We start from the raw sequence: 21,625 nt of genomic DNA on the forward strand, positions 1-21,625 counted from the left end.
CTGTACAATCAGCTCACTCACATTCCGAATACCCTTTGATAACCCAGCATTGAAATAGTAGTGATGGCCAAGATGTGCTTCCCGATAAGCTGCCCTACATGCTTAACCTTCGGCAAGTCGCACAAGGGTGGTTTCAATGAAACGTAGAGTTTTCGTTCAGGGCCTGCCCTCCCCACAAGACATGATCGCCTGTTATGGGTAGTTGAGTTTGGTTTGTCCAGAAGCTCGCGGCGGTCGAAATAGTTTTCTGAATTTTTCCTAATGATGCTCAATCGGTGAGGGACATATAATTTCCGATAAGTTGCCCTAGATGCATAACCTGACCTTTGGTTTGGCCGCATAAGGATAGTGGCGATGAAGCGGAGAATGTTCGTTCAGGGCTTAGCGCTCTCGGTGGTGGCATCGCGGGCCTTTGGCCAAGATAACTCATTGGGAGCCCCTCCCGTTCGCACCGACCAGAAAACAAGCTGGTCGGTGCTGGATTTTCAGGGGCAGTCATTCAGAGCCAAGCTTGAAAATGCCGTTAGGGAAGCGGCTGGATCGGGGATCAACATCCAATTGCCGGGAGGAGCGCCCCACGACCTCGACGCACCCATAGATGTCTTATCTCAGGATATCGTCCGGGTCGCTATATCGGGCGAGGGAATGGCCTCTACCGTTATTCGGTGTGATGGCGTTGGGATCTCGCTGAACGGCGCGCCTGGCTCTCAGTATTCCTTCAAGGGGATATCGTTCCTGCCGCAGCGGGAGAACCAGGGGACCGCTCTCAAGCTGGAATGGGCAAAGGCTGTCGTCGGGAAAGGATTCGCCATCGACGATGTCGGGTTTGGCTCTAATTCTCTAGGTGATAAGAATTTCTTCGCTCGCGGACTTGAGATCCGGAACAAAGGGACTGGACAGATCATTGGGTGCTGGTTCAATGGCCTCTCGGACACAGATCCGCAAGGTGACGGGCTGGTGTTGGCATCGTCGAACGATGTCGTGATGACCGATACTCATATGTACAATCTTGCCTACGCGTGCCGGTCAGACGGCGCGACCAGCTTGGAAGGGTTCAAGGTCCACGGCTGTTATATGGTACGCGTTGGGCATGGCGTCTTCTTCGAGGCGAAGCCAGTTGGCCTGCCGTACATCGAAGTGGCGTTGAGCCACATAAACGCTTGCTATGAGGCCATCCACGTCAAGGGCTATAGCCAGGTCAATGTTGTCGACAACCTGATCTATGGCCGGAATGATATAAAAGCTGACGCAGAACAGACCGACATTTTTCTCGATACGTGCCCTTCAGCAACCATCGCCCGCAACAAATTCTATAGCGGCACGGATAAAGCGAAAGTGACCAAGACCGCGATTAAGGCGGTTGGTTCGATCCGCAACGGCAACATCTCAGACAATCTCGCGAGCGAAAGGACGATCTTCCTCGATATCGCCGACAATGGGGTCAATGGAGCTGAGGATATCGTGATCTCGAAGAACCGCCCAGAGCGGGACTTGAAGGGCAAATCGACCGTTTCGCAGATGTACCGCTTCACCAATAGCCCTTTGCACAAGCGGATCACCTGGGAGGCTTTCGACACCGAGCTTTCCACGATCGGCTCTGTCGATGGACAGACACAAGCCGGCGCCGGCAAGTGGCAAGTCGTGCCGTTCGTGCCTGATCAGAACGCCGCAGGTTTAGGGATCGATTTCAAACCGTCCGATCAGCCAGGAGAATTCACTGTCCCGGCCGGCGTGACCGAGGTCGATATCGAGAGCCGCGTTCATCTCAAGGGCTCGCAGCAAGGCGGCTGTGACCTGAGGATCATGGTCGACGGCGGTGGCGGCTTCAAGGAAGTCGCGTTTGGCTCCACGTTCGGCGACGAGGTGAGTGTGAGCGCTGAAACCAATGTTCTGCCTGTTGCTATCGGAAGCCGTATTCGCGTTGAAATGAAGGCTGGGGCCGGTGGCATTGTGGATGCATCGCCGCAGATGACGAGAGTGATATTCACTCCGAAATGATGCCAAAACCCGATGCTGAATGTCGGAAGGGTGCTTCAGTCTCGGCCAAACCGCCGGCTCACAGGAAAATTTCAGGCCAGTCGAGCTTGGGAGATGAATTTGTGGACATCGTTGTTCAGGATTAACGGTAGGAACCTGTCGATTTTTTCATCGGTCCAGTTCCACCAGGCGATCTTCTGAAGAGCGGCGGCGATATCCTGGGGATGTCGCCGTTTGATTATTTTCGCGGGGTTTCCGCCGTGGATCTCATAGGGAGGCACATCCCGAGTGACGACCGATCCGGCTGCGATGATAGCGCCGTCACCAATTGTTACTCCAGATAAGATTATTGATCGGGTGCCAATCCAGACGTCACTACCGATCACCACGGCTCCTTTCGCGGTATGATCTTCAGCGTCTCGTGGCGCCCCTGGCCAATAGGGGGATAAGTAGGCAAAGGGGTAGGTGGTGGCCGAATTGTAGGAATGGTTCGCCAGAATAATCGTCACGTCGGGACCGATCGAAGTGAACCTACCGATCTCCAGCGGGGCATAACCTTGCTCAAGCACGGTGGGTTCGCCATAGGTGTGATCGCCGATTGACCAGCTAAAGTGTTCAATTTGCCTCGCAAAATGTTGGCTCGTACCAGGCCGAATTGCGATTATCGGTCCGGTTCCTTTTGCTTGAAAGCGCAATCGGATACTGGGTCGTGGAATGAATGTGCCTTCAAAGACGACTTCCGGCTCTACATTTCGGTTTAGGCGCGCGGTTAGTGTGCCCTCGCTATCGTACAATCGAATTTCAGCATTCTCACAGCCCCAGGCAGACAGGTTAATACTTTGATAGCCATATATATTTCCGTCTGGCATCAGCTTCAGATTTTCCGCGTAGACGTTTCCCGCAACATGTGAGTAAGTCCAGATGTAATCGCTAATCTGCTCTTTACTAAGGTCTTCCATATATTCCTCCGGGATCGCGCCACGTTGAGTGCGGAACCTCTGTCTTGCTTTCGCAATTTCGGATTCCCAAAATGCCAGCAATGCAAGACCGCCGCCAGAGCAACGAAAAATCTCCACAAAGACACTTCATTGCGTCTGAATGAAATCACCTAGGCTCTAGGGTAGTTTATCGGAGATTATATGTCCGCTATGACTTAAAGCCACAAGAGCGTTGATGATGCCTCCTATACCAATTGAAGTTGAAGTTAATCTCAATGCGGGTATGAGAAGCGTTGTTCCTACTTGCTGCTGTCTGGTTACCAATTTCCCTCTCACACATTGCGTAGAGTGCTGTGTTAGTGCGCTTGGGCCACTGTTCCACCCCTTAAAAATTCACGGCATACGTCACGTCAACCCCCATTCTAGACACCCCAGCTTACTTTCCGGTACTCTCCCGCCCGACCACAATCATCTCGGACATACAAACACCCCAATGAAAATCGACATCCAGCCAAGCCAGCCAGGCACCGATGATCGTCCTTTAGCCACTAATCATGGTCGCCTCGGCACGCGGTTGCGGCTTGCCAGGCAGACGCTTGGGATGACGTTGAAGGCGCTGGCGACGGCTGCGGACTGTTCGGAGAGTTTGCTTTCGAAGATTGAAAACGGCAAGGCGTCGCCCTCGTTGCCGATGCTGCATCGGCTGGTGGAGGTGCTGGGCACGAATATCGGCTGGATGTTCGAAGAGGCGGATGGCGAGGAGGGGATCGTCTTTCGCGCTGGAACGCGCCCGTTGATCGGGCTTGATCCTCTGCGGCGCGGCGAGGGCATCTCGCTTGAGCGCATTATCCCTTATTCGCCAGGTCATCTGCTTCAGTGCAACATTCACCACATCGAACCGGGCGGGGAGAGTGCCGGGCCGATTCAGCATGCCGGCGAGGAAGTCGGCTATCTGCTTGCGGGCTCGATCGAACTGATGGTCGGTGAGAAGACCTTCAAGCTTTCGATCGGCGATTCCTTCGTGTTCAGGTCCGAACTGCCACATTGGTACAGAAACGTCGGAACGACGCGCGCCAGCATATTTTGGGTCAATACGCCGGCGACATTCTGATCGTCCGATAGGATAGATGCGGAGCCTCTACGCCTTTCCGGCATGCGCTACACGAAGTCAAATTCAAGAGACTTGACAATCATTCAAGTCTCTTGAATTATGCCCCCGCTGATAATGCCAATGAGCCCGGTCACGGGCCTTTCCGCAAGGGGAACACATATGCGCCTTTCTAGATATGCAGCCGGTTGCGCTGCAGCCGCAGCTTTGACGCTTGCTTTCGGCTCTGCATCCGCTTCCGCCGAAACCTTCGCGCTGGTGACCATCAACCAGCAAGCCCTCTTCTTCAATCAGATCAATGACGGGGCGAAGGCCGCAGCCAAGGCTGTCGGAGCCGATCTCGTCATTTTCAACGCCAATAACGTGCCCAGCGCGCAGAACGACGCCATCGAGAATTACATCACCCAGAAGGTCGACGGCATTATTCTGGTCGCTATCGACGTCAACGGCGTGAAGCCGGCGATCACGGCGGCCAAGAAGGCCGGCATCCCGGTCATCGCCATCGATGCGCAGATCCCAGATGGCGATAACATCGCCTTCGTCGGTGTCGACAACACCAAGGCTGGTGGCGACATCGGCAAGTTTTACGCCGATTACGTCAAGAGCAAGATGAGCGGCTCGGCCAAGATCGGCGTCGTCGGCGCGCTCAATTCTTTCATCCAAAACCAGCGTCTCGACGGCTTCAAGAAGGCAGTCGCAGACAGCGGCGAGAAGGTGATCTTTCTCGACACGGTCGACGGCCAGAACGTCCAGGACGTGGCGCTCAGCGCCGCCGAAAACCTGATGACGGCCAATCCCGACATGACGACGCTCTATGCGACCGGCGAGCCGGCACTTCTTGGCGCGGTTTCGGCCGTCACAAGCCAGGGCCGGACCGGCGACATCAAGGTATTCGGCTGGGATCTGACCAAGCAGGCGATCGAAGGCATCGAGCAGGGCTGGGTCACCGCTGTCATCCAACAGGATCCGGCCGGCGAAGGCAAGGCTGCCGTCGAAGCGCTTGACAAGGTCAAAAAGGGTGGGACGATCGACAAGATCATCAATGTTCCGGTGACCATCGTCACCAAGGACAATGTCGATAAGTTCAAGGACATGTTCAAGTAAGCAGCCCGAATGTGCGACCGTGGCCATTGAGCGGCCACGGTTTTCGCCACATCCGCATAGCAGAGACTTTTTCTCAGGTGGAAACGCCATGAACGACGACATCTACCGCGTCAAGATGACCGGTATCTCCAAACGCTACCAGACGATCCAGACACTCGATAATGTATCGCTGACCTTGAAGCCCGGTGAAGTTCTCGGCCTCGTCGGTGATAATGGTGCCGGTAAGTCGACCTTGAGCAAGGTCCTCTCCGGAGCGGTCATTCCCGATTCCGGATCCATCGAAATCGATGGAAAGACCGTAAGCTTTGCATCTCCCGCGGATTCACGCGCAGCTCGTATCGAAATGGTCTACCAGGACCTCTCGCTCTGCGACAGCGTCGATGTGGCCGGTAATATCTTTCTCGGTCGCGAGCCCCGGCGCCGCCTGCTCGGCCTTCCGTTTCTCGACAACAGGAAGATGCATGACGAGGCGCGTGACATGCTCGACCGGCTCGGCATCGTCATTGCCGATACGCGGCTGAAGGTGGAAAACTTGTCTGGAGGCCAGCGTCAATCGATCGCGATCGGGCGGGCGGCCTCGTTCAATCCCTCCGTGCTGATCATGGACGAGCCGACGGCGGCGCTTGCCGTCGCAGAAGTCGAGGCGGTGCTCGATCTCATCAAGACGGTCAGTGCCCGTGGCGTCAGCGTCATTCTCATTACCCATCGCCTCCAGGATCTATTCCTTGTCTGCGACCGCATCCAGGTCATGTACGAAGGGCGCAATGTCGCAGAACGCAGGATTGAAGACACCAGCATCGAGGAGGTCGTCAATCTGATCGTCGGCCGCAAATTCCAGGCACGCTCGGCCGGCCATCGCAAAGACCAGGGAGCTCAGGCATGACGACGTCCTCTTCTACGGCACATGCGCCCGTTGCGGCGGCACCGCACTCGCGCATCCATAAAAGCAGATGGCGCGACAAGGTCATGAGCAATGGCAGCATCATTTCGATCGCCCTGTTCTTCCTTGTCGTCTGCGTGTTCTTTTCCATCTATACCAGCGCCTTCCTGACGACGCCCAATCTGTTGAATGTCGTTCGACAGTCGGCACCATTGCTGATCGTTGCCGCCGCCATGACATTCGTCATCACCACGGGCGGAATAGACCTTTCCGTTGGGTCGGTGCTTGCCTTGGCCGCCACTCTTTCTGCGGCGGCGCTGCAGGCGGGCATCGCCTGGCCGCTTGTCGTCGTGCTGATGCTGCTTCTCGGCGCAGCCGTTGGTGCCTTGCAGGGCTTCTTCATCGCTTATGAGCGCATTCCGGCATTTATCGTTACGCTTGCGGGGCTCTCGGTCGTGCGCGGTCTGGCATTGCTGATCACTGCCGGCTATTCCATCCCCGTGGACGCGGAGAGCCCGTTTACGGCAATTGGCAGGGCCTGGTTTCTAGGCGTGCCTGTTCCGGCGTTGATCGCGCTCCTTGTCTTGGTTCTCGCCTATATCGTGTTCAATCAGACGCCGTTCGGCCGTTATGTGACCGGCGTCGGTGCCAATGCCGAGGCGGTGCGCCGCGCCGGCGTCAACACCCGCTTCGTCCCCCTCTGCGTCTATATGCTGTCCGGTACGGCGGCGGCCCTTGCGGGCATCATTCTCGCAGCCCGGCTCGGCTCGGGATCCTCCAACTCCGGACAGGGTTTCGAGCTCGACGTCATCGCTGCGGTGGTTCTCGGTGGCACGAGCCTGTTCGGCGGGCGTGGCACGATCCTGGGCACGGTTCTTGGCGCGCTGACTGTCGCCGTCATCGCCAACGGGCTGATCCTTGCGCATATGTCGCCGTTTCTCACGCCGATCGTTACCGGTGCCATCATCCTGATTGCGATCTGGCTGAACTTCCGGATCTTCAAGGGTGCCGTCAGGAGCCGATGAAGCATGGATCATTTGTTTGAAACTTCACCGCCGGAGCGGGCGCCGATCGGCATTGCATCCGGTACCGCCATGACGGTTCTGGGGCCGGTCTCGGTCGACGATCTCGGCATCACGCTCATGCACGAGCATATCCTGCTTGACGGTGCGCGGACCTGGAAATGCCCCTGCCATCCTGATGAAAGGCTGATTGCCGAGCAGAAGGTCAATATCGAGATCGTCGGCGAGTTGCGGATGAATCCCTATATGAACCGCGACAATGTCTCGCTGGACGATAGTGATCTGGCGCTGGCCGAGCTGAAGAAATTCCAGGCGCTCGGCGGCCATACGGTCATAGAAGCGACCAATATCGGCATCGGGCGCGACCCGGAAAAGCTCGCGCGCATCTCACGCATGTCCGGCATGAAGATCATCATGGGCACGGGGTTCTATCTGGAACATACCCATCCGGAATGGTTGAAGGGTATGGACCTCGACGCCGTCACGGAGTTCATCGTCAATGATGTTGGCGGCGGCGCCGAACAGCCCGATATCATGGCCGGTATCATCGGCGAGGTCGGTGTCAGCAAGGATTTTACTGCCGAGGAGCTGAAGTCACTCCGCGCCTCTGCCCGTGCTTCTCGTATCACCCGCTTGCCGCTTACGATCCATCTTCCCGGCTGGGAGAGGTTGGCGCATAAGGTGCTCGATGTCGTCGAGGAGGAGGGGGCCGATCTCAGGCACACCGTCCTTTGCCACATGAACCCGAGCCACAACGACCTCGCCTATCAGAAGAGCCTGGCCGAGCGCGGCGCGTTTCTTGAATACGACATGATCGGCATGGATTATTATTATGCCGATCAGGACGCGCAATCACCGTCGGACGAGGAAAATGCCCGTGCCATCCGGTCGTTGGTCGATATGGGCTTTGTCGACCGGTTGCTGTTGTCGCAGGACGTGTTCCTGAAGATCATGCTGACGCGCTATGGCGGCTTTGGCTACGGCTACATCCTCAAGCATTTCGTGCCACGGCTGCTGCGCCATGGTGTCGAGCAGGCGGCCATCGACCGCATGCTCACCGACAATCCGAAATCCGTTTTTTCCGCCGCTTGACCGGCCAAGAAATCTGCATTGCAAGGAGCATACATGTCCAAGAAGAAGATCCTTCTCGCCGGGGAATCCTGGGTATCCACGGCAACCCACATCAAGGGTTTCGATCAGTTTCCAACCGTGACTTATCACACCGGCGCCGACGAACTGCTGGCCGCACTGAAGAACAGCGACTTCGACGTCACCTTCATGCCGGCGCATGAGGCGCAGCGCGATTTCCCGCAGACTATCGAGGCGCTGTCCGCCTATGATGCGGTTGTCCTGTCGGATATCGGCGCGAACACGCTGCTGCTGCATCCCGATACCTGGATCCATTCCAAGACGACGCCGAACCGCCTGCGTCTGCTGCGCGACTATGTACGGGGTGGCGGCGGCCTGTTGATGTTCGGTGGCTACTACAGCTTCCAGGGCATCAATGGCGGTGCGCGTTACCGCAAGACGCCGGTCGAGGATGTCCTGCCGGTAGAATGCCTTCCCGTCGATGACCGGGTCGAGGTGCCGGAAGGGTTTACGCCCGTCGTTACGGGCGACGAGAGCCATCCGATCTTGGCAGGGCTCGGCAAGGACTGGCCGATTCTGCTCGGTTTCAACGAGGTTGTCGTCAAGGACGACGCGGAAGTCCTGGCGACTGTTTCCTCCGATTACGGCTCCCTGCCGCTGCTGGTCACGGGGCGCTATGGCAAGGGGCGCACGATTGCCTGGACATCGGACGTCGGGCCGCACTGGCTGCCGCAAGGCTTCATTGCCTGGAGTGGCTATAAGACGCTGTTTGAACAAATGCTCGCCTTCGCCACCGCCAAGGATTGATGCGCCATGCCGGTCCATGTCGTCGGCAATGTCTGTATCGATACCACGTTTCGGGTCGATCGCTTTCCGCTGCCAGGTGAGACGCTCAATGCGAGAGATCATTCGGACGGTGTCGGTGGCAAGGGCGTGAACCAGGCCGTTGCGGCCGCAAGGACCGGTGCTGATGTCCGGTTTTTTGCAGCACTCGGAACCGATCTCGCCGCCGCTTTCATCAGGGAGCGGTTGAAAGGCGAGTTTGATCTGGGCGGGTTGTCGGAAAAGCCCTTGCCGAGCGACAGGTCGACGATCGTCGTCAACCGGGATGGCGAAAACCTAATCGTCAGCGGCGTTGCCTGCGCCGCTGATTTCGACCCCTTGCGGGAGACCGGTTTTGCTGCGTTGCTCACCAGCGGCGATAGTTTGGTCATGCAGGGTAATCTCAGGGCAACGGTCACCGATGCGTGCCTTCGGGCTGCGAAGGTTACGGGCGCGACGACCATCCTCAATCCGAGCCCCTTGTCGGGTGAAGTGCCTGATCTCACGGCGGTCGATATCGTCGTCGTCAATCAGGGTGAGGCATTCGAGATCACCGGTGACCCTGATCCCGAGCGGGCTGCGCGAGATCTTCTTCGGCGCGGCGCAAAGGCTGCGATCGTCACGCTGGGTGCCGAAGGATGTCTGCTTCTGGAAGGCGACACCGTCGATCTGATCCCCGCGATCAAGATGGCCGCGGTCGATACCAGCGGTGCCGGCGACGTCTTTTGCGGGTGTCTCGCCGGATGCCTGATGAAGGGGTGGACGCTCGCGCAATCGGCGCGGCTGGCGGTCGCCGCTGCCGCTCTGGCGGTTGGCCGCCCCGGAACCTTGGAAGCCTGCCCGAGCCGGGCGAAGCTGTTGAAACTTATGAACATAATGGAGGCGGAAAGCCTATGACACCCTCCCAGAAGCCTGTCGGTCAAGCAGCTGGCGATGCACTTACCTCGCTCTTCGGCCGGACGAAGGTCGTGATCGGCGTCGTCCATCTGGCACCTTTGCCCGGCGCGCCGCGCTATGACGGCGAGGCGGTGGAAGCGATCTATCAACGCGGCCTCGACGACGCCAAAGCCTATCTGCATGGCGGCTGCGACAGCGTCATCGTCGAAAATCACGGCGATATCCCTTTCTCGAAGCCCGACGATATCGGGCCGGAGACCGCAGCCTATATGTCGGTCGTGTCCGATCGCATCCGCCGTGAGCTCGGTCGCCCGATCGGCATTAACGTGCTGGCCAATGCCGCTATTCCTGCCTTGTCCATCGCCAGTGCATCGGGCGCGGGCTTCGTGCGGGTCAATCAATGGGCCAATGCCTATGTCGCCAATGAAGGTTTCATCGAAGGCGAGGCAGCGCGCGCGATGCGCTTTCGCGCCAGACTGCGGGCGAACGGCATCAAGATTTTCGCCGATGCGCATGTGAAGCACGGGGCGCATGCCATCGTTGCCGATAGGCCAGTCGAAGAACAGGTGAAGGACCTGGTCTTCTTCGATGCCGACGCCGTGATTGCAACCGGCCAGCGCACCGGCCATGCCGCCGATCTCGGCTATATCCGCATGATCAAGGAAGCGGCGGGCTTGCCGACGCTTGTCGGAAGTGGTGTCACGCCGGAGAATGCCAATGACATTCTCGACATCGTCGATGGCGTCATCGTTGCAAGCTCGCTCAAACATGATGGTGTCTGGTGGAATGCCGTCGATCTGAAAAGGGTCGAGGCCTTCATCGCCGGATTGCGCCGATGAAAGGCAGGCCTAAGGTCAACGGCGAGCGCTTGCTTCGCCGGTTGAGCGAGTTCGCAGAAATCGGCAAGACAAATGCCGGTGGAGTCAACCGGCAGGCTTTGAGCAATGAAGACCGGGCTGCGCGGCGTCTTCTCGCCGATCTTGCGACAGCACGCGGCTTCAAGATCTTTCAGGATGCGATCGCCAATCTCTTCATCCGCCGCGAGGGCCGCAATGCGGCGCTGCCACCGATGCTGATCGGCAGCCATCTCGACAGTCAACCGACAGGCGGGCGCTTCGATGGCGCGCTTGGCACGCTTGCCGCTTTCGAGGTGCTGGAGGCTTTGGAGGATGCGGGCCATGAGACGGAGGCCGCCATCGAAGTCGTTGCCTGGACGAATGAAGAGGGCAGCCGCTTTGCGCCCGGTGTCATGGGGTCGATGGCCTTTGTCGGCGCGGCGCATCCTGATGATTTTCAGTCCGTGATCGCAAGCGATGGCGCAAATTTCCGGGAAGAACTGGCAGCGACGCTCGCGGCCTTACCGGAGGCCGAGATGCGCCCGCTCGGCACGCTTATCTCCGCCTATCTCGAACTGCATATCGAGCAGGGGCCTTCACTTGAGCGCGAAGGTCTGGCCGCCGGCGTCGTCACCGCCGTTCAGGGCACGCGATGGCTGACCGTGACGTTCTCGGGAAGTGCTGGCCATGCCGGCACGACCTCGCTTGCCTATCGGCGCGATCCGATGGTGGCGGCAACTGCGGCGCTGAACCAGTTGCAAATCTCGGTTATGCCGCAGGACGAAGATGCACGGCTGACGGTCGGACGGTTTTCAGTCCATCCGGGTTCGATCAATGCCATTCCGGATCGGGTGACCTTTACCGTCGATATCCGGCATCCGGATGCGGCAAGCTTGACGGCCATCGAAGCAAGGGTTCGCGCAGCCTGCGAAGAGGCGGCGCTGTCACAGCGATGCAGCGTCGAGATATCAACATCCTTTGACATGCCGCCCGGCTCGTTCTCAAAGGTCATGACGGACCGGATCGAGGCGGCGGCCCGGGCGCTTGAATTACCCTATAAGCGCATGATTTCTGGTGCGTTCCACGATGCCCTTTTCGTCGCCCGGGTGGTGCCCGCGGCGATGATCTTCGTGCCTTGTCGCGACGGCATCAGTCACAATGAGGCCGAATATGTCGAGCCGGTAGACGTCATCAATGGCGCCCGGCTGCTACTGGAGGCCACCATGGAAAGCGTCAGCTAGCCGTTCGACTGATGACCTGCTCGAGCAATAACCTGCGATCGTGTCGGTGCGCCTGAACGACCGCCGAACACTTCGCATTTGAGCGCGGCGGCGACAGAGGAAAGGCGGATCGCGTCCTTCGGCGCCTTGCCCTCCGCGATGGCAAGGGCGAAGGCACCGTGGAAGATATCGCCGGCCGCAAGCGTATCGACGGCCTTGATGGCGAGGGCAGGCCAGTGCTCGACCTGGCTACCCTCATCGTCGAACCAGTAGCTGCCGGCAGCACCGGCGGTCACGCTGATGAAGGCATGGCTAAACCTTTGTTTCAGACGCAGGACCATCTCCGCGACATCGGTGGTGCCTGTGAGCCGCTGTGCCGCCGGCTCTGAAAACACGATATGGCTCGCCGCGGGCGCCAGTCGTTCGACAATGCCGTCGGGCGCGACATCGCCGTCGAGAATGGCGGGCTTGCCGGCATTCCTTGCCGCTTGCAGGACCTTCAGTGCAAGCGCCGGCCAGCGGACATCGACCAGCACGGCGTCAACGCTCGCGATATCGTCCGCAGTTACCGCTTTCACCGTCTCATGCAGTTTGGGATCGTAAAAGGGCACGATCAGCCGTTCGCCGTCGTCATCGACCAGGATCGTCGAGAGCGCCGAGCGCGCGCCCTGAACGCGCAGCATGCCATCGGTGACGATACCGGCTTCTCCGAGGTCGCGGACAATCCGCTCGCCGGTCTCGTCGTCTCCCACTGCGCCCCACAGGCTTGCCTTACCGCCAAGGCGGGCGACAGCAAAGGCAGCACTTGAGGCCATACCCTCAGCGATCTGCAGCATCTCGTAGGGCAGGACTTTTCCCTGGCCTGACGGCAGTGTGTGGACGCGAAACAGCGTGTCGAGAACGGCGGCACCGACGCAGAGGACGTGTCTTGGCGCGCCTGCCGGCGGATCGAAAATCGAAGAAGACATCAGAGCCGCTTGCCGCTTACCTTGTCGAACAGATGCACACTGCTTGCATCGATCGCGATACCGACCGTGTCGCCGAAGCGGATGTCGAGCCGTTCGCGGAAGAGGCAGGATATTTCCTGGCCGCTGCAATCGAGCTTGGCGTAAATTTCCGAGCCAGTGCCCTCGACAATCTCGACCCGTCCCGAAATGCCGCCAGTTGCCGCGCGGATATGTTCCGGCCGGATGCCGTAGACCAGCGGTTGCCCGCCATATTGCGAAATCGGCAATCCCTCCGGCAGAGGCAGGATAAGTCCCTTTTCGCTGCGGAATACGCCCTCTTCGATCTTCCCGTCGATAAAGTTCATCGATGGCGAGCCGATGAAGCCGGCAACGAAGAGATTGGCGGGTCGATCATAAAGGTCGAGCGGGGCGCCGATCTGCTCGATCAGGCCACCGTGAAGCACGACGATCTTGTCGGCCATCGTCATCGCCTCGACCTGGTCATGCGTTACATAGATCGTCGTCGTGCCGACGCGCTGATGCATGGATTTGATCTCGGCGCGCATCTGGACGCGAAGCTTGGCATCAAGGTTGGAGAGCGGCTCGTCGAACAGGAAGACCTGCGGATCGCGCACCAGCGCGCGGCCCATCGCGACACGCTGGCGCTGTCCGCCGGAGAGCTGGCGCGGAAAGCGGTCGAGCAGCGTCTCGAGACCGAGAATGCCGGCCGCCTTCTCCACTTTCGCTGAGATCTCCGAAGGGCTGGCTTTTCTCAGCTTCAGCGCGAAGCCGAGGTTTTCGGCAACGGTCATATGTGGATAGAGGGCATAGTTTTGGAAGACCATGGCGATGTCACGATCGCGTGCGGGCAGATTGCTCACCTCGCGTGCGCCGATACGGATCTCGCCGTCGCTGACCTCCTCCAGGCCGGCGATCATGCGCAGCAAGGTGGATTTGCCGCAGCCCGACGGGCCGACGAGAACCACGAATTCGCCATCGGCGATATCGACGCTGATATCATGGATGACCTTGACCTGGCCGAAGCGCTTCTGAATGTTTTGTATGTTCACGGGTGCCATGATTGGATCCTGTTCGAAAGGGAGTTCAGCCGCCCTTGACGGCGCCGGCGGTCAGGCCGGCAACGATCTGTTTCTGGGCAAATATGGTGAGAACCAGCACCGGCAGCGTCACGATCAGCGCTGCCGCCGCCAGCGGCCCCCAGCTCACCTGTTCGAAGGACAGCATGTTGTAGACGGCAACCGGCAGGGTGCGCGTCTCGCGGCTGGCAAGCACGATGCCGAAGACGAAATTGTTCCAGGAGAAGATGACCGAGAGGATGAAGGCGACGACGATCCCCGGCTTGGCGATCGGCAGGGCCACCAGCCGGAAGACCTGCCACGGCGTCGCGCCGTCGATGCTGGCGGCCTCTTCCAGTTCCATCGGCGTCGTCTCGAAATAGCCGATCATGATCCACACGACGATCGGGACCGTCACGACGAGATGGATAATGATCTGCGGCCAGAGCGTGCCCAAAAGGTTCAGCCATTGGAAGAGCAGGAACAGCGGAATGAGGAAGGAGAGGCCGGGCGTCATGCGGGCAATCATGATGACGACCGCCGACTTCTCCGCCTTCAGCCGCGCGATGCCGTAGCCGGCGGGAACGCCGATCAGCAGGGCGAGTAATGTCGCGGCCCCGGTCACAAGAATGGAATTCCAGAAATAGAGGAAGAAATTATTCTCCTCGAAAACCTTGACGTAGTTCGACCAGGCGAACCGTTCGGGAATGAAGATCGGCGGATAGGCGCCGTTATCGATCTCGTATTTCAGCGAAAGCGAGATCATCCACAGGAAGAACAGGACCACCGGCGAAATCATCACCAGCGCCACGAAGAAGAGACCGATTTTGTCGAGCGTCTTGCGTTTCATCATCGTGTCTCCGTGTCCGACCAGTTCGCGCGCTGTCTCGCCATCAAGAGGACGAAGGAGAGCGCGACGATGAGGATGAAGAAGACGACCGCCATGGCCGAACCGTAGCCTATGTCGTAGTAGGAAAAAGCGGTGTTATAGAGGTAGATATTGATCGTTTCGGAGGCCGTTCCCGGCCCGCCCTGCGTCATCGCATAGATGATGTCGAAGCTCTTGACCGCATCGATGCTGCGAATGATGACGGCGATCATCAGGAAGGGCGCGATCATCGGCAGGGTGAGATAGCGGAACTTCTGCCACACATTGGCGCCGTCAATCTCGGCGCTTTCATAAGGTTCGCGCGGGACGGCGGCGAGACCGCCGAGCACGATCAGCATGACGAGCGGCGTCCATTGCCATGTTTCCACCAGCACCAGCGACGGGATGACACTGATCTGGTTATAGATCCATTCCTGCGGGCCGATGCCGATGAAGGACAGGAGATAGTTGAGCACGCCGAGCTGCGGATGAAACATCATCGTCCAGACGAGTGCGATCGCCACAGGCGTCGCCATCATCGGCATGACGAAAATTCCGCGCAGCAAGCCACGCAACGGGAATTGCGCATCGAATATCAAGGCAGCGAGCATGCCCAGGAAGACCGGGGCGATGACGGAGAGGCCGGTATAGAACACCGTATGCCACAGCGCCTCCCAGAAGCGGAGGTCGGTCGCCAGACGGGCGTAGTTGGCAAAGCCCGCGAAGCTCTGGGATTGTCCGAGCGTCCAGCTATTCACGCTCATCCATAGGGTGAAGACCCACGGAAAAACGATGACTGCGGCGATGACCACCAGTGCCGGGATGACGAAGGGCCAATAGTTGGGAACAAGCCCTCTTCTGGGCTTACTCCTCTTCTTGACGTCGGTCGTCGTGGTATTTTCGATGCTCACGGACGCCATCACCCCTCGCTTCGTGCCAGCACCGGCTCAAACTGCGCGGTTGCGTTCTTCAGTTCGCTCGCCGGATCGGCGCCGCCGATCATGTTGGTGAGACCGACGCCGTAGATGTCGCGGAACTCGGTGACCGGAATGATGACGGGCAATGCCAGCTGCGACACCTTGCCGGAGCCGACCACGGCATCGAGCCAGGCGCTTGGCATGGTAACGCCCGCCCGAACCTTCTGATCTTCAAGAATGGATTGGCGGAAGGGCACGCCTGCGCCGGCCTGCAACAGTCGAGCACCCATGTCATGGGATATGACCCATTGGCAGAAGAGGTATGCCGCTTCCTTCTTGTTGCTGGCGGCCACCACGCCGATACCGTCGCCGGTGGTTGCGGCGGCTTGCGCTTTCGGGCCTTTTGGCATGACACCGTAGCCGACCTGGCCGACGACGCGGGATTTTTCAGGATTTTCAATGGGCGGCGCAAAGCCTACGCCATCGAGCCACATGCCGATCTTGCCTTGAAGGAAGGCGGACTGGGATTCGGCCCAGTTGAAACCGGAGATGCCGGGAGGTGCCGACTTGGTCATCAGCCGCTGATAGAGCTTGGCTGCCGCAATTGCGTCGTCGGACGTCGTGCGCAATTTCCCATCGGGCCCAAGCGGCGTCGTGCCATGCCCCAGCATCAGTGTCGTCCACACCGGCGTATTGGCATTCTTCAGGCCGCGGGCGACGAAGCCATAGGTCTTGGTCGACGGATCGGTCAGAGCTTCGGCGGCATTGGCCATGTCGTCAAAGGTCTGCGGATAGGCGAGCCCCTTCTTCTCGAAGAGCGCCTTGTTCCAATAGACGATCCAATAATCGACCGAGAACGGCAGCGAACGAAGAACGCCGTTGGAATCCTTGGCGAAGGTCAATCCAGCTTCCGCAAAGTCGCTCTCCGTCAGCGATGGGTCGGTCAGGGAAGGATCTTTCAGGAACCCGCTGATGTCAGCGAGCCAGCCGCCCTTTTCGAACTGCCGCTTCTGAACGTGATAGCTCAGATGCACCACGTCGAAGCTCGGCTTTCCGGAGCTGAGCTCGATTGTCGTCTTCTGGCGCTGTTGCTGTTCCGGCGTGGCTTCGGCATTCACCTTGATGCCGGTCAGCGCCTCGAATTCGGCAAGGTTCTTGAGGATGATTTCGCTGCGCGGGCTCTTGACCAGGTTGACCTCCAGCGTGGTCCCTGAAAAGCGCTTCCAATCGACGGCTGCGGATGCGGTACGCACGCCGAGAAGGCCCGCTGCCCCCAAGGCTGCGGTGCCCGCCATGAAATGGCGGCGTGTGGGATTGATGAATGACGATGACATGTTGTTCCTCCTCCTTTGGCCGAAAATCTCCTCATTCGCGGCCTGTTTCATTCAAATCTTCAATGCGCGGTCTCTTGCCCCGTTGATGTGCAAAACGAGAGATGCGACGGCATCTTCCGCAGACCGTCTTTGGATCGCCTCAAGCACCTGCAGGTGCTCGTTCATGACGGGGCCTACATGTCCGTTGATCCGGAATCTATCCTGGCTGATCAGCCGCATCTTGATAGAATTGACGCGGTAGGCGTTCGAAATAATGGTGTTGCCGAGCGCGTCGATGAAGGCATCGTGCATGCCCCAATCCACCGATTGCGCATGGACTTCGAGTTCCGGCGACGTATCGCCGGCCTGGATGGCATCGGCGATATCGCGGTGCTGTTTCAAGAGCCCGGCAACCGTTTCGTCAGAAGCCGAATGGGTGAAGAGAGCGACGGCTTCTTTTTCGAAAAAAATGCGGAGCTGGAACGCCTCGCGGATCAGATTGAGATCGATATGGGCGATCTGCAGACCGCGCTGCGGCACGGTCTTGATCAGGCCCTCGGCTTCCAGCCGCGGAATAAGCTCACGGATGGCGCCGAGCGGCAGGCCGGTCAGCTCCACAAGCCTGCGCTGCGAGACGAATTCACCGGGCCTTACATCACGGGCAAGCAGATGGTGGGTAAAGCTTGCATAGGCTTTTTCCCGCAACGTCGGCTGCTCGTTCACGCCGTCCATTCGTCCCCCTCCCTGTCCGGTTCGATTAGGCTGCCTTGGATCTGAAAAGCGCATTGAACGCGCCGGCAAGGTGATTCCGTCCTTCGCCGGATATTGAAACCAGCGGCGGGCGAACTGCAAGCCAGATTTCATCTCCAGAGCGTTGCGCCACCATGACCTTGACGGCCGCCGTCACCGGAAACTTCAGCAATTCCAGGACAAAATCCTCGACGCGAGGATCATCCTTGCCTTCTTCGGCCATGAGCCGGACTTCACTAGGCAAGAAATTCGCCATGCCTGAAATCGCGCCCTGGCCACCCAGCCGAACGCCCCGAGCCAAATGGCGCTCGTCGCCTATCAGGATGATGAGATCGCTATGTTCCTTCAGCAGGGCCTCCGTGTAAGGCCAATCGCCGGAGGAATCCTTGACGCCGGTGACAACGCCGGGAAAGGCGCTGCGCAACCTGCCGATCAACGCCACGGAGAGCGGCACCATGGTGACGGAGGGAATATTGTAGACGATGATGTCACGCGCCTTGTCCGCGAGCCGCGCAAAGACTGCCGAGAACCAGCGAAACAGGCCCTCGTCGCTGACGTTCTTGAAGTAAAAGGGCGGTGCCAGCAGAATATTCCGCACGCCCTTGGAAAGGGCCGATCCGGCATGTGCGGCGGCATCTTCGACAGAATCCGCCATAACCCCGACGATGATGCGGTTCGCAGCTATCCCTGCGCCCAAGAAGGCGTTGAGCACCTGTTCGCGCTCCTGCGTTCCGATGGAGGATCCTTCGCCAGTGGTGCCGAACAGGGTGACGCTGGAGCATCCCGAGGCAAGGCTCAATTCGGCCTGCTTGATCATCGGGCCAATGGCGATATCGCCGTTGCTGTCGAAGGGCGTTGTGAGCGCGACCGAAAGGCCAAATTTCTGCGACAAGTTCCATTCCTCCCAAATGTGTGGTTAGTACATACAGACTAACATGTTAGTTGTATAGCCTGAATCTTGTGCCCGTGCCAAAGCGTGAAAAATGTCGCGGAGAAAGCCCACCCAAGACAGGTCTGATGTCATCGTGCACCTTGATGACAGGCGGGTTGATGTTACGATGCCGGGAAATCGCAGCCGGCGGCGACATCCTTTCAAACCCTGCAAATGCCGCTCTTCCCACAGCCAGGAATGCCCAAATGCCCAAGCCAACGAACGATCAGATCGACGCCGTGCTTTCTCACGTCGATCAGACGATAGACCAGAGCCTGCAACGGCTTTTCGATCTCATCCGCATCCCCAGCGTCTCCACTGACCCCGCTTACCGTGATCATTGCCGCCGGGCGGCCGAGTGGCTTTCGAGCGATCTGGCCAGCATCGGCTTCGATGCATCGGTGCGCGACACCACCGGCCATCCAATGGTTGTCGGCCATGAGAAACGGGCTGTTGGGCCGCATGTTCTTTTTATGGCCATTACGACGTCCAGCCGGTCGATCCGCTGCCGCTTTGGAAGACCGATCCTTTCGAACCGGTCCTGCAGCCATTGGAAAATGGAGATACGGCAATCGTCGCGCGCGGCGCCTCCGACGACAAGGGACAGCTGATGACCTTTGTCGAGGCTTGCCGGGCATGGAAATCCGTGACCGGAACACTGCCGATCAAGGTCAGCATCCTCTTCGAAGGGGAAGAAGAGGCCGGCAGCCCCAGCCTTGCTCCCTTCCTCGACAAGACCGCATCCGAGCTTGCCGCGGATACGGTGCTGGTCTGCGACACCGATATGTGGGACCACGACACGCCGGCGGTGACGACCATGCTGCGCGGCCTTGTCAGTCAGGAAATCGAAATCACCTGCGCCGATCGCGACCTCCATTCCGGCATGTTCGGTAATGCCGCGCGCAATGCGCTGCAGGTGCTGTCGGATATCGTTGCCAGCCTGCGCACGCGGGACGGCGGCGTGGCGGTCGCCGGTTTTTATGATGGCGTCAAGGAGTTGCCCGAGGCCGTCAAGGCGCAGTGGAAAAGCCTGCCTTTCGATGAGGATGGATTTCTTCGCGACATCGGCCTGTCGATCCCCGCGGGCGAGAAGGACCGCTCCATCCTCGAACAGGTCTGGGCCCGGCCAAGTTGCGAGATCAACGGCATGAGCGGCGGTTATACCGGCGAGGGCTTCAAGACGGTCATCCCGGCGAAGGCGAGTGCCAAGATCTCTTTCCGCCTAGTCGAGGGCCAGGATCCGCTTGCCATCCGCGATGCATTCCAGGCGCATGTGCGGGCGCGCATTCCGTCCGATTGCTCGGTCAGCTTCAAGGAGTATGGTCTGGGGCCGGCTACCACCATGCCGCTCGATAGCCCGTTTCTGCGCAAGACGTTGGAAGCGTTGACCGTCGAATGGCAGCGCGAGGCCGCTCTTGCCGGCACCGGCGGTTCCATCCCGATCATCGGTGAGTTCAAGCGCCGGCTTGGCTGCGATGCCCTGCTGGTCGGCTTTGCCCGTTTCGACAATCGCATCCACAGCCCGAACGAGAAATACGACCTTTCGAGCTTTCATAAAGGCATTCGCTCCTGGGTCCGCATCCTCGCGTCCTTTTGTGAGATCGAGCAAGCGGCGTCTTGATACCGGTGAGCGGTTCGTAAACGCGGCGCCACTTTCCTGAAAATCGACAGGGAGCGACCGACGGATTTCCGTCGGTCGGCCGTTAGAGTCGAAATGCGTCCATTCGCTTTTGAAGGAAAAGACAGACCTATTGGATATATCGCAAGCATATGGCCAGAGGTCTCCGGGTTTGATCGACAGGCTCGAAGTCCTTGTCATCGGCAGGGAACAGGCGAGTTGTATGGCCGTTGCAAGAAACCCGGATGGCGGCGATTGGCAATGATTGGGGATCGCTCACCCAAAAACGGTGATCCGGACGAGGATCTGCTCGGCCGCGTCGCGGCCGGCGATGTCAAGGCAACCCGCGCCCTGATATCACGGCAGTTGCCACGCATTCTGGCCGTCGCAACGCGCATGCTTGGCGATGCGAGCGAAGCCGAGGATGTGGCGCAGGAGACATTCCTGCGGGTCTGGCGCAACGCCGGCGGCTGGCAGCAGCGTAATGCACGCTTCAGCACCTGGATCCATCGCGTCGCGATCAATCTTTGCTATGACCGCTTACGCCGCCGCAAGCATGTGCTCGCCGAGGATCCGCCTGATGTTCCCTATGAAGGTCCCGCGCCGGATGCCGGCCTGTTAAGCGAAGACGATCCGAACAGGCGCGTGGAGCGGGCCATGCAGATGATCGCGCCGCGCCAGCGGGAGGCGATCATTCTGGTTTACTATCAGGCGATGTCGAACGCGGAGGCGGCCGCGATCATGGAGATCAGTGTGGACGCATTGGAAAGCCTGCTCGCGCGCGGAAGGCGCTCGCTGCAAACGCTTTTGTTGAAGGAGCGGATCGATGACTGAACCTGTCGAGACGGCCATGAGTGCCGAGCGATTTGCCGCCCTGGCTGCGGCATATGGCGGCGTGATCGATCGGTGGCCCGAAGGGGAGCGCGCCTCGGCCGAGATCTTCGCAAAGGCTCCGGCGGGAGCATCCGCACTCGCGGCCGCCAGCGACCTGGATCATCTGCTCGATGCCTATGCGCTGAAGGCGAGGAATGACGGTCTCGGAGATCGGATTCTCACTCGGCTTACCCGGAGGTCCCGGATGCGCAAATGGTTTCGCTTCTCCTCCGCCGGTCTCGGCCTCGTTGGCGTGGGCATTGCCGGCGCTTTGGCGGGAAGCATTGCAATCGCCGTTCTGGCGCCAAACGTAACATCCGACACGACCGTCGCCACGGACCGGACCGCTACGGTTTTCGGCGATATCGGAACAGACGAGAACGCGACACAGGACACCCAATGACAGAACGCGGCTTTCGGATATTCGTCCTATCTCTAT

20 protein-coding genes and 1 pseudogene are annotated in these 21,625 nt (G+C 59.1%); 13 read left to right on the forward strand and 8 right to left on the reverse strand.

What is annotated here, in order from left to right; all coding sequences use genetic code 11:
• Positions 1–354: 354 nt before the first annotated feature.
• Positions 355–1,998 (forward strand): hypothetical protein, encoded by a 1,644-nt coding sequence (locus HB780_RS04240; protein ID WP_183688806.1) that lies wholly within the window; start codon positions 355–357, stop codon positions 1,996–1,998.
• A 71-nt stretch (positions 1,999–2,069) separates the two neighbouring features.
• Here HB780_RS04240 and HB780_RS04245 read toward each other — a convergent pair whose 3' ends face one another.
• Entirely contained in the window at positions 2,070–3,053 is a 984-nt protein-coding gene (locus HB780_RS04245; protein ID WP_286202966.1) for a CatB-related O-acetyltransferase, read from the reverse strand.
• Between the two features lie 355 nt (positions 3,054–3,408).
• Here HB780_RS04245 and HB780_RS04250 point away from each other — a divergent pair, with 355 nt between their 5' ends.
• The 9 genes from HB780_RS04250 to HB780_RS04290 all read left to right on the forward strand — a co-directional run bounded on the left by HB780_RS04250 (position 3,409) and on the right by HB780_RS04290 (position 11,914).
• Complete coding sequence (locus tag HB780_RS04250; protein WP_183688807.1) at positions 3,409–4,026, forward strand: cupin domain-containing protein; 618 nt, start codon at positions 3,409–3,411, stop codon at positions 4,024–4,026.
• 159 nt (positions 4,027–4,185) lie between these two features.
• A complete protein-coding gene (locus HB780_RS04255) occupies positions 4,186–5,127 on the forward strand; it encodes an ABC transporter substrate-binding protein (RefSeq protein WP_183688808.1) in 942 nt (313 codons plus the stop codon).
• A gap of 88 nt (positions 5,128–5,215) precedes the next feature.
• A complete protein-coding gene (locus HB780_RS04260; RefSeq protein WP_183688809.1) occupies positions 5,216–6,010 on the forward strand; it encodes an ATP-binding cassette domain-containing protein in 795 nt (264 codons plus the stop codon).
• A complete protein-coding gene (locus HB780_RS04265; RefSeq protein WP_183688810.1) occupies positions 6,007–7,032 on the forward strand; it encodes an ABC transporter permease in 1,026 nt (341 codons plus the stop codon). The genes HB780_RS04260 and HB780_RS04265 overlap by 4 nt, the downstream gene beginning before the upstream one ends.
• A gap of 3 nt (positions 7,033–7,035) precedes the next feature.
• Positions 7,036–8,121: a phosphotriesterase family protein gene (locus tag HB780_RS04270; protein ID WP_183688811.1), complete on the forward strand. Its 1,086-nt coding sequence runs from the start codon at positions 7,036–7,038 to the stop codon at positions 8,119–8,121.
• 33 nt (positions 8,122–8,154) lie between these two features.
• Entirely contained in the window at positions 8,155–8,925 is a 771-nt protein-coding gene (locus tag HB780_RS04275) for a glutamine amidotransferase (RefSeq protein ID WP_183688812.1), read from the forward strand.
• A gap of 6 nt (positions 8,926–8,931) precedes the next feature.
• Positions 8,932–9,837, forward strand: coding sequence for a ribokinase (locus HB780_RS04280; protein ID WP_183688813.1), 906 nt, complete (start codon positions 8,932–8,934; stop codon positions 9,835–9,837).
• Positions 9,834–10,676 (forward strand): BtpA/SgcQ family protein, encoded by an 843-nt coding sequence (locus tag HB780_RS04285; RefSeq protein ID WP_183688814.1) that lies wholly within the window; start codon positions 9,834–9,836, stop codon positions 10,674–10,676. The genes HB780_RS04280 and HB780_RS04285 overlap by 4 nt, the downstream gene beginning before the upstream one ends.
• Positions 10,673–11,914, forward strand: coding sequence for a Zn-dependent hydrolase (locus tag HB780_RS04290; RefSeq protein WP_183688815.1), 1,242 nt, complete (start codon positions 10,673–10,675; stop codon positions 11,912–11,914). Before HB780_RS04285 ends, HB780_RS04290 begins: the two co-directional genes overlap by 4 nt.
• Here the strand turns inward: HB780_RS04290 and HB780_RS04295 are convergent.
• The 7 genes from HB780_RS04295 to HB780_RS04325 are packed head-to-tail and all read right to left on the reverse strand — an operon-like array spanning position 11,911 to position 18,656.
• Complete coding sequence (locus tag HB780_RS04295) at positions 11,911–12,861, reverse strand: sugar kinase (RefSeq protein ID WP_183688816.1); 951 nt, start codon at positions 12,859–12,861, stop codon at positions 11,911–11,913. The genes HB780_RS04290 and HB780_RS04295 overlap by 4 nt on opposite strands.
• Complete coding sequence (locus HB780_RS04300) at positions 12,861–13,919, reverse strand: ABC transporter ATP-binding protein (protein WP_183688817.1); 1,059 nt, start codon at positions 13,917–13,919, stop codon at positions 12,861–12,863. The genes HB780_RS04295 and HB780_RS04300 overlap by 1 nt, the downstream gene beginning before the upstream one ends.
• 25 nt (positions 13,920–13,944) lie before the next feature.
• Positions 13,945–14,766: a carbohydrate ABC transporter permease gene (locus tag HB780_RS04305; RefSeq protein WP_047458914.1), complete on the reverse strand. Its 822-nt coding sequence runs from the start codon at positions 14,764–14,766 to the stop codon at positions 13,945–13,947.
• Positions 14,766–15,704: a carbohydrate ABC transporter permease gene (locus HB780_RS04310; protein WP_183688818.1), complete on the reverse strand. Its 939-nt coding sequence runs from the start codon at positions 15,702–15,704 to the stop codon at positions 14,766–14,768. The genes HB780_RS04305 and HB780_RS04310 overlap by 1 nt, the downstream gene beginning before the upstream one ends.
• Positions 15,704–17,035 (reverse strand): ABC transporter substrate-binding protein, encoded by a 1,332-nt coding sequence (locus HB780_RS04315; protein WP_183688819.1) that lies wholly within the window; start codon positions 17,033–17,035, stop codon positions 15,704–15,706. Before HB780_RS04315 ends, HB780_RS04310 begins: the two co-directional genes overlap by 1 nt.
• Before the next feature lie 51 nt (positions 17,036–17,086).
• Positions 17,087–17,746 carry a GntR family transcriptional regulator gene (locus tag HB780_RS04320; RefSeq protein WP_183688820.1) on the reverse strand — a complete coding sequence of 220 codons (660 nt, stop codon included), beginning with the start codon at positions 17,744–17,746 and terminating at the stop codon, positions 17,087–17,089.
• Between the two features lie 25 nt (positions 17,747–17,771).
• The gene (locus tag HB780_RS04325; protein ID WP_183688821.1) at positions 17,772–18,656 is read right to left on the reverse strand and encodes a dihydrodipicolinate synthase family protein; all 885 of its coding nucleotides are present in this window, start codon (positions 18,654–18,656) and stop codon (positions 17,772–17,774) included.
• 245 nt (positions 18,657–18,901) lie between these two features.
• On the opposite strand from HB780_RS04325, the pseudogene HB780_RS04330 reads away from it, so the two are divergent.
• The 3 genes and pseudogenes from HB780_RS04330 (at position 18,902) to HB780_RS04340 (ending at position 21,589) form a co-directional block, all read left to right on the forward strand.
• Positions 18,902–20,316 (forward strand): annotated as a pseudogene (locus tag HB780_RS04330) (M20/M25/M40 family metallo-hydrolase).
• A 258-nt stretch (positions 20,317–20,574) separates the two neighbouring features.
• Positions 20,575–21,147, forward strand: coding sequence for an RNA polymerase sigma factor (locus tag HB780_RS04335; protein WP_183688822.1), 573 nt, complete (start codon positions 20,575–20,577; stop codon positions 21,145–21,147).
• Positions 21,140–21,589, forward strand: coding sequence for a hypothetical protein (locus tag HB780_RS04340; RefSeq protein ID WP_183688823.1), 450 nt, complete (start codon positions 21,140–21,142; stop codon positions 21,587–21,589). The genes HB780_RS04335 and HB780_RS04340 overlap by 8 nt, the downstream gene beginning before the upstream one ends.
• The last annotated feature ends 36 nt before the right edge of the window (positions 21,590–21,625 follow it).

The sequence above is a fragment of the Rhizobium lusitanum genome, assembly GCF_014189535.1.
GTDB lineage: Bacteria > Pseudomonadota > Alphaproteobacteria > Rhizobiales > Rhizobiaceae > Rhizobium > Rhizobium lusitanum_C.

What these genes read in the sequence shown, in the direction of transcription:
- HB780_RS04340 (WP_183688823.1), top strand. Translation starts at nt 21,140, where the DNA reads ATGACTGAACCTGTCGAGACGGCCATGAGTGCCGAGCGATTTGCCGCC.
- HB780_RS04265 (WP_183688810.1), top strand. Translation starts at nt 6,007, where the DNA reads ATGACGACGTCCTCTTCTACGGCACATGCGCCCGTTGCGGCGGCACCG.
- HB780_RS04335 (WP_183688822.1), top strand. Translation starts at nt 20,575, where the DNA reads ATGATTGGGGATCGCTCACCCAAAAACGGTGATCCGGACGAGGATCTG.
- HB780_RS04240 (WP_183688806.1), top strand. Translation starts at nt 355, where the DNA reads ATGAAGCGGAGAATGTTCGTTCAGGGCTTAGCGCTCTCGGTGGTGGCA.
- HB780_RS04300 (WP_183688817.1), bottom strand. Translation starts at nt 13,919, where the DNA reads ATGGCACCCGTGAACATACAAAACATTCAGAAGCGCTTCGGCCAGGTC.
- HB780_RS04305 (WP_047458914.1), bottom strand. Translation starts at nt 14,766, where the DNA reads ATGAAACGCAAGACGCTCGACAAAATCGGTCTCTTCTTCGTGGCGCTG.
- HB780_RS04270 (WP_183688811.1), top strand. Translation starts at nt 7,036, where the DNA reads ATGGATCATTTGTTTGAAACTTCACCGCCGGAGCGGGCGCCGATCGGC.
- HB780_RS04320 (WP_183688820.1), bottom strand. Translation starts at nt 17,746, where the DNA reads ATGGACGGCGTGAACGAGCAGCCGACGTTGCGGGAAAAAGCCTATGCA.
- HB780_RS04315 (WP_183688819.1), bottom strand. Translation starts at nt 17,035, where the DNA reads ATGTCATCGTCATTCATCAATCCCACACGCCGCCATTTCATGGCGGGC.
- HB780_RS04250 (WP_183688807.1), top strand. Translation starts at nt 3,409, where the DNA reads ATGAAAATCGACATCCAGCCAAGCCAGCCAGGCACCGATGATCGTCCT.
- HB780_RS04260 (WP_183688809.1), top strand. Translation starts at nt 5,216, where the DNA reads ATGAACGACGACATCTACCGCGTCAAGATGACCGGTATCTCCAAACGC.
- HB780_RS04275 (WP_183688812.1), top strand. Translation starts at nt 8,155, where the DNA reads ATGTCCAAGAAGAAGATCCTTCTCGCCGGGGAATCCTGGGTATCCACG.
- HB780_RS04310 (WP_183688818.1), bottom strand. Translation starts at nt 15,704, where the DNA reads ATGGCGTCCGTGAGCATCGAAAATACCACGACGACCGACGTCAAGAAG.
- HB780_RS04295 (WP_183688816.1), bottom strand. Translation starts at nt 12,861, where the DNA reads ATGTCTTCTTCGATTTTCGATCCGCCGGCAGGCGCGCCAAGACACGTC.
- HB780_RS04290 (WP_183688815.1), top strand. Translation starts at nt 10,673, where the DNA reads ATGAAAGGCAGGCCTAAGGTCAACGGCGAGCGCTTGCTTCGCCGGTTG.
- HB780_RS04255 (WP_183688808.1), top strand. Translation starts at nt 4,186, where the DNA reads ATGCGCCTTTCTAGATATGCAGCCGGTTGCGCTGCAGCCGCAGCTTTG.
- HB780_RS04280 (WP_183688813.1), top strand. Translation starts at nt 8,932, where the DNA reads ATGCCGGTCCATGTCGTCGGCAATGTCTGTATCGATACCACGTTTCGG.
- HB780_RS04285 (WP_183688814.1), top strand. Translation starts at nt 9,834, where the DNA reads ATGACACCCTCCCAGAAGCCTGTCGGTCAAGCAGCTGGCGATGCACTT.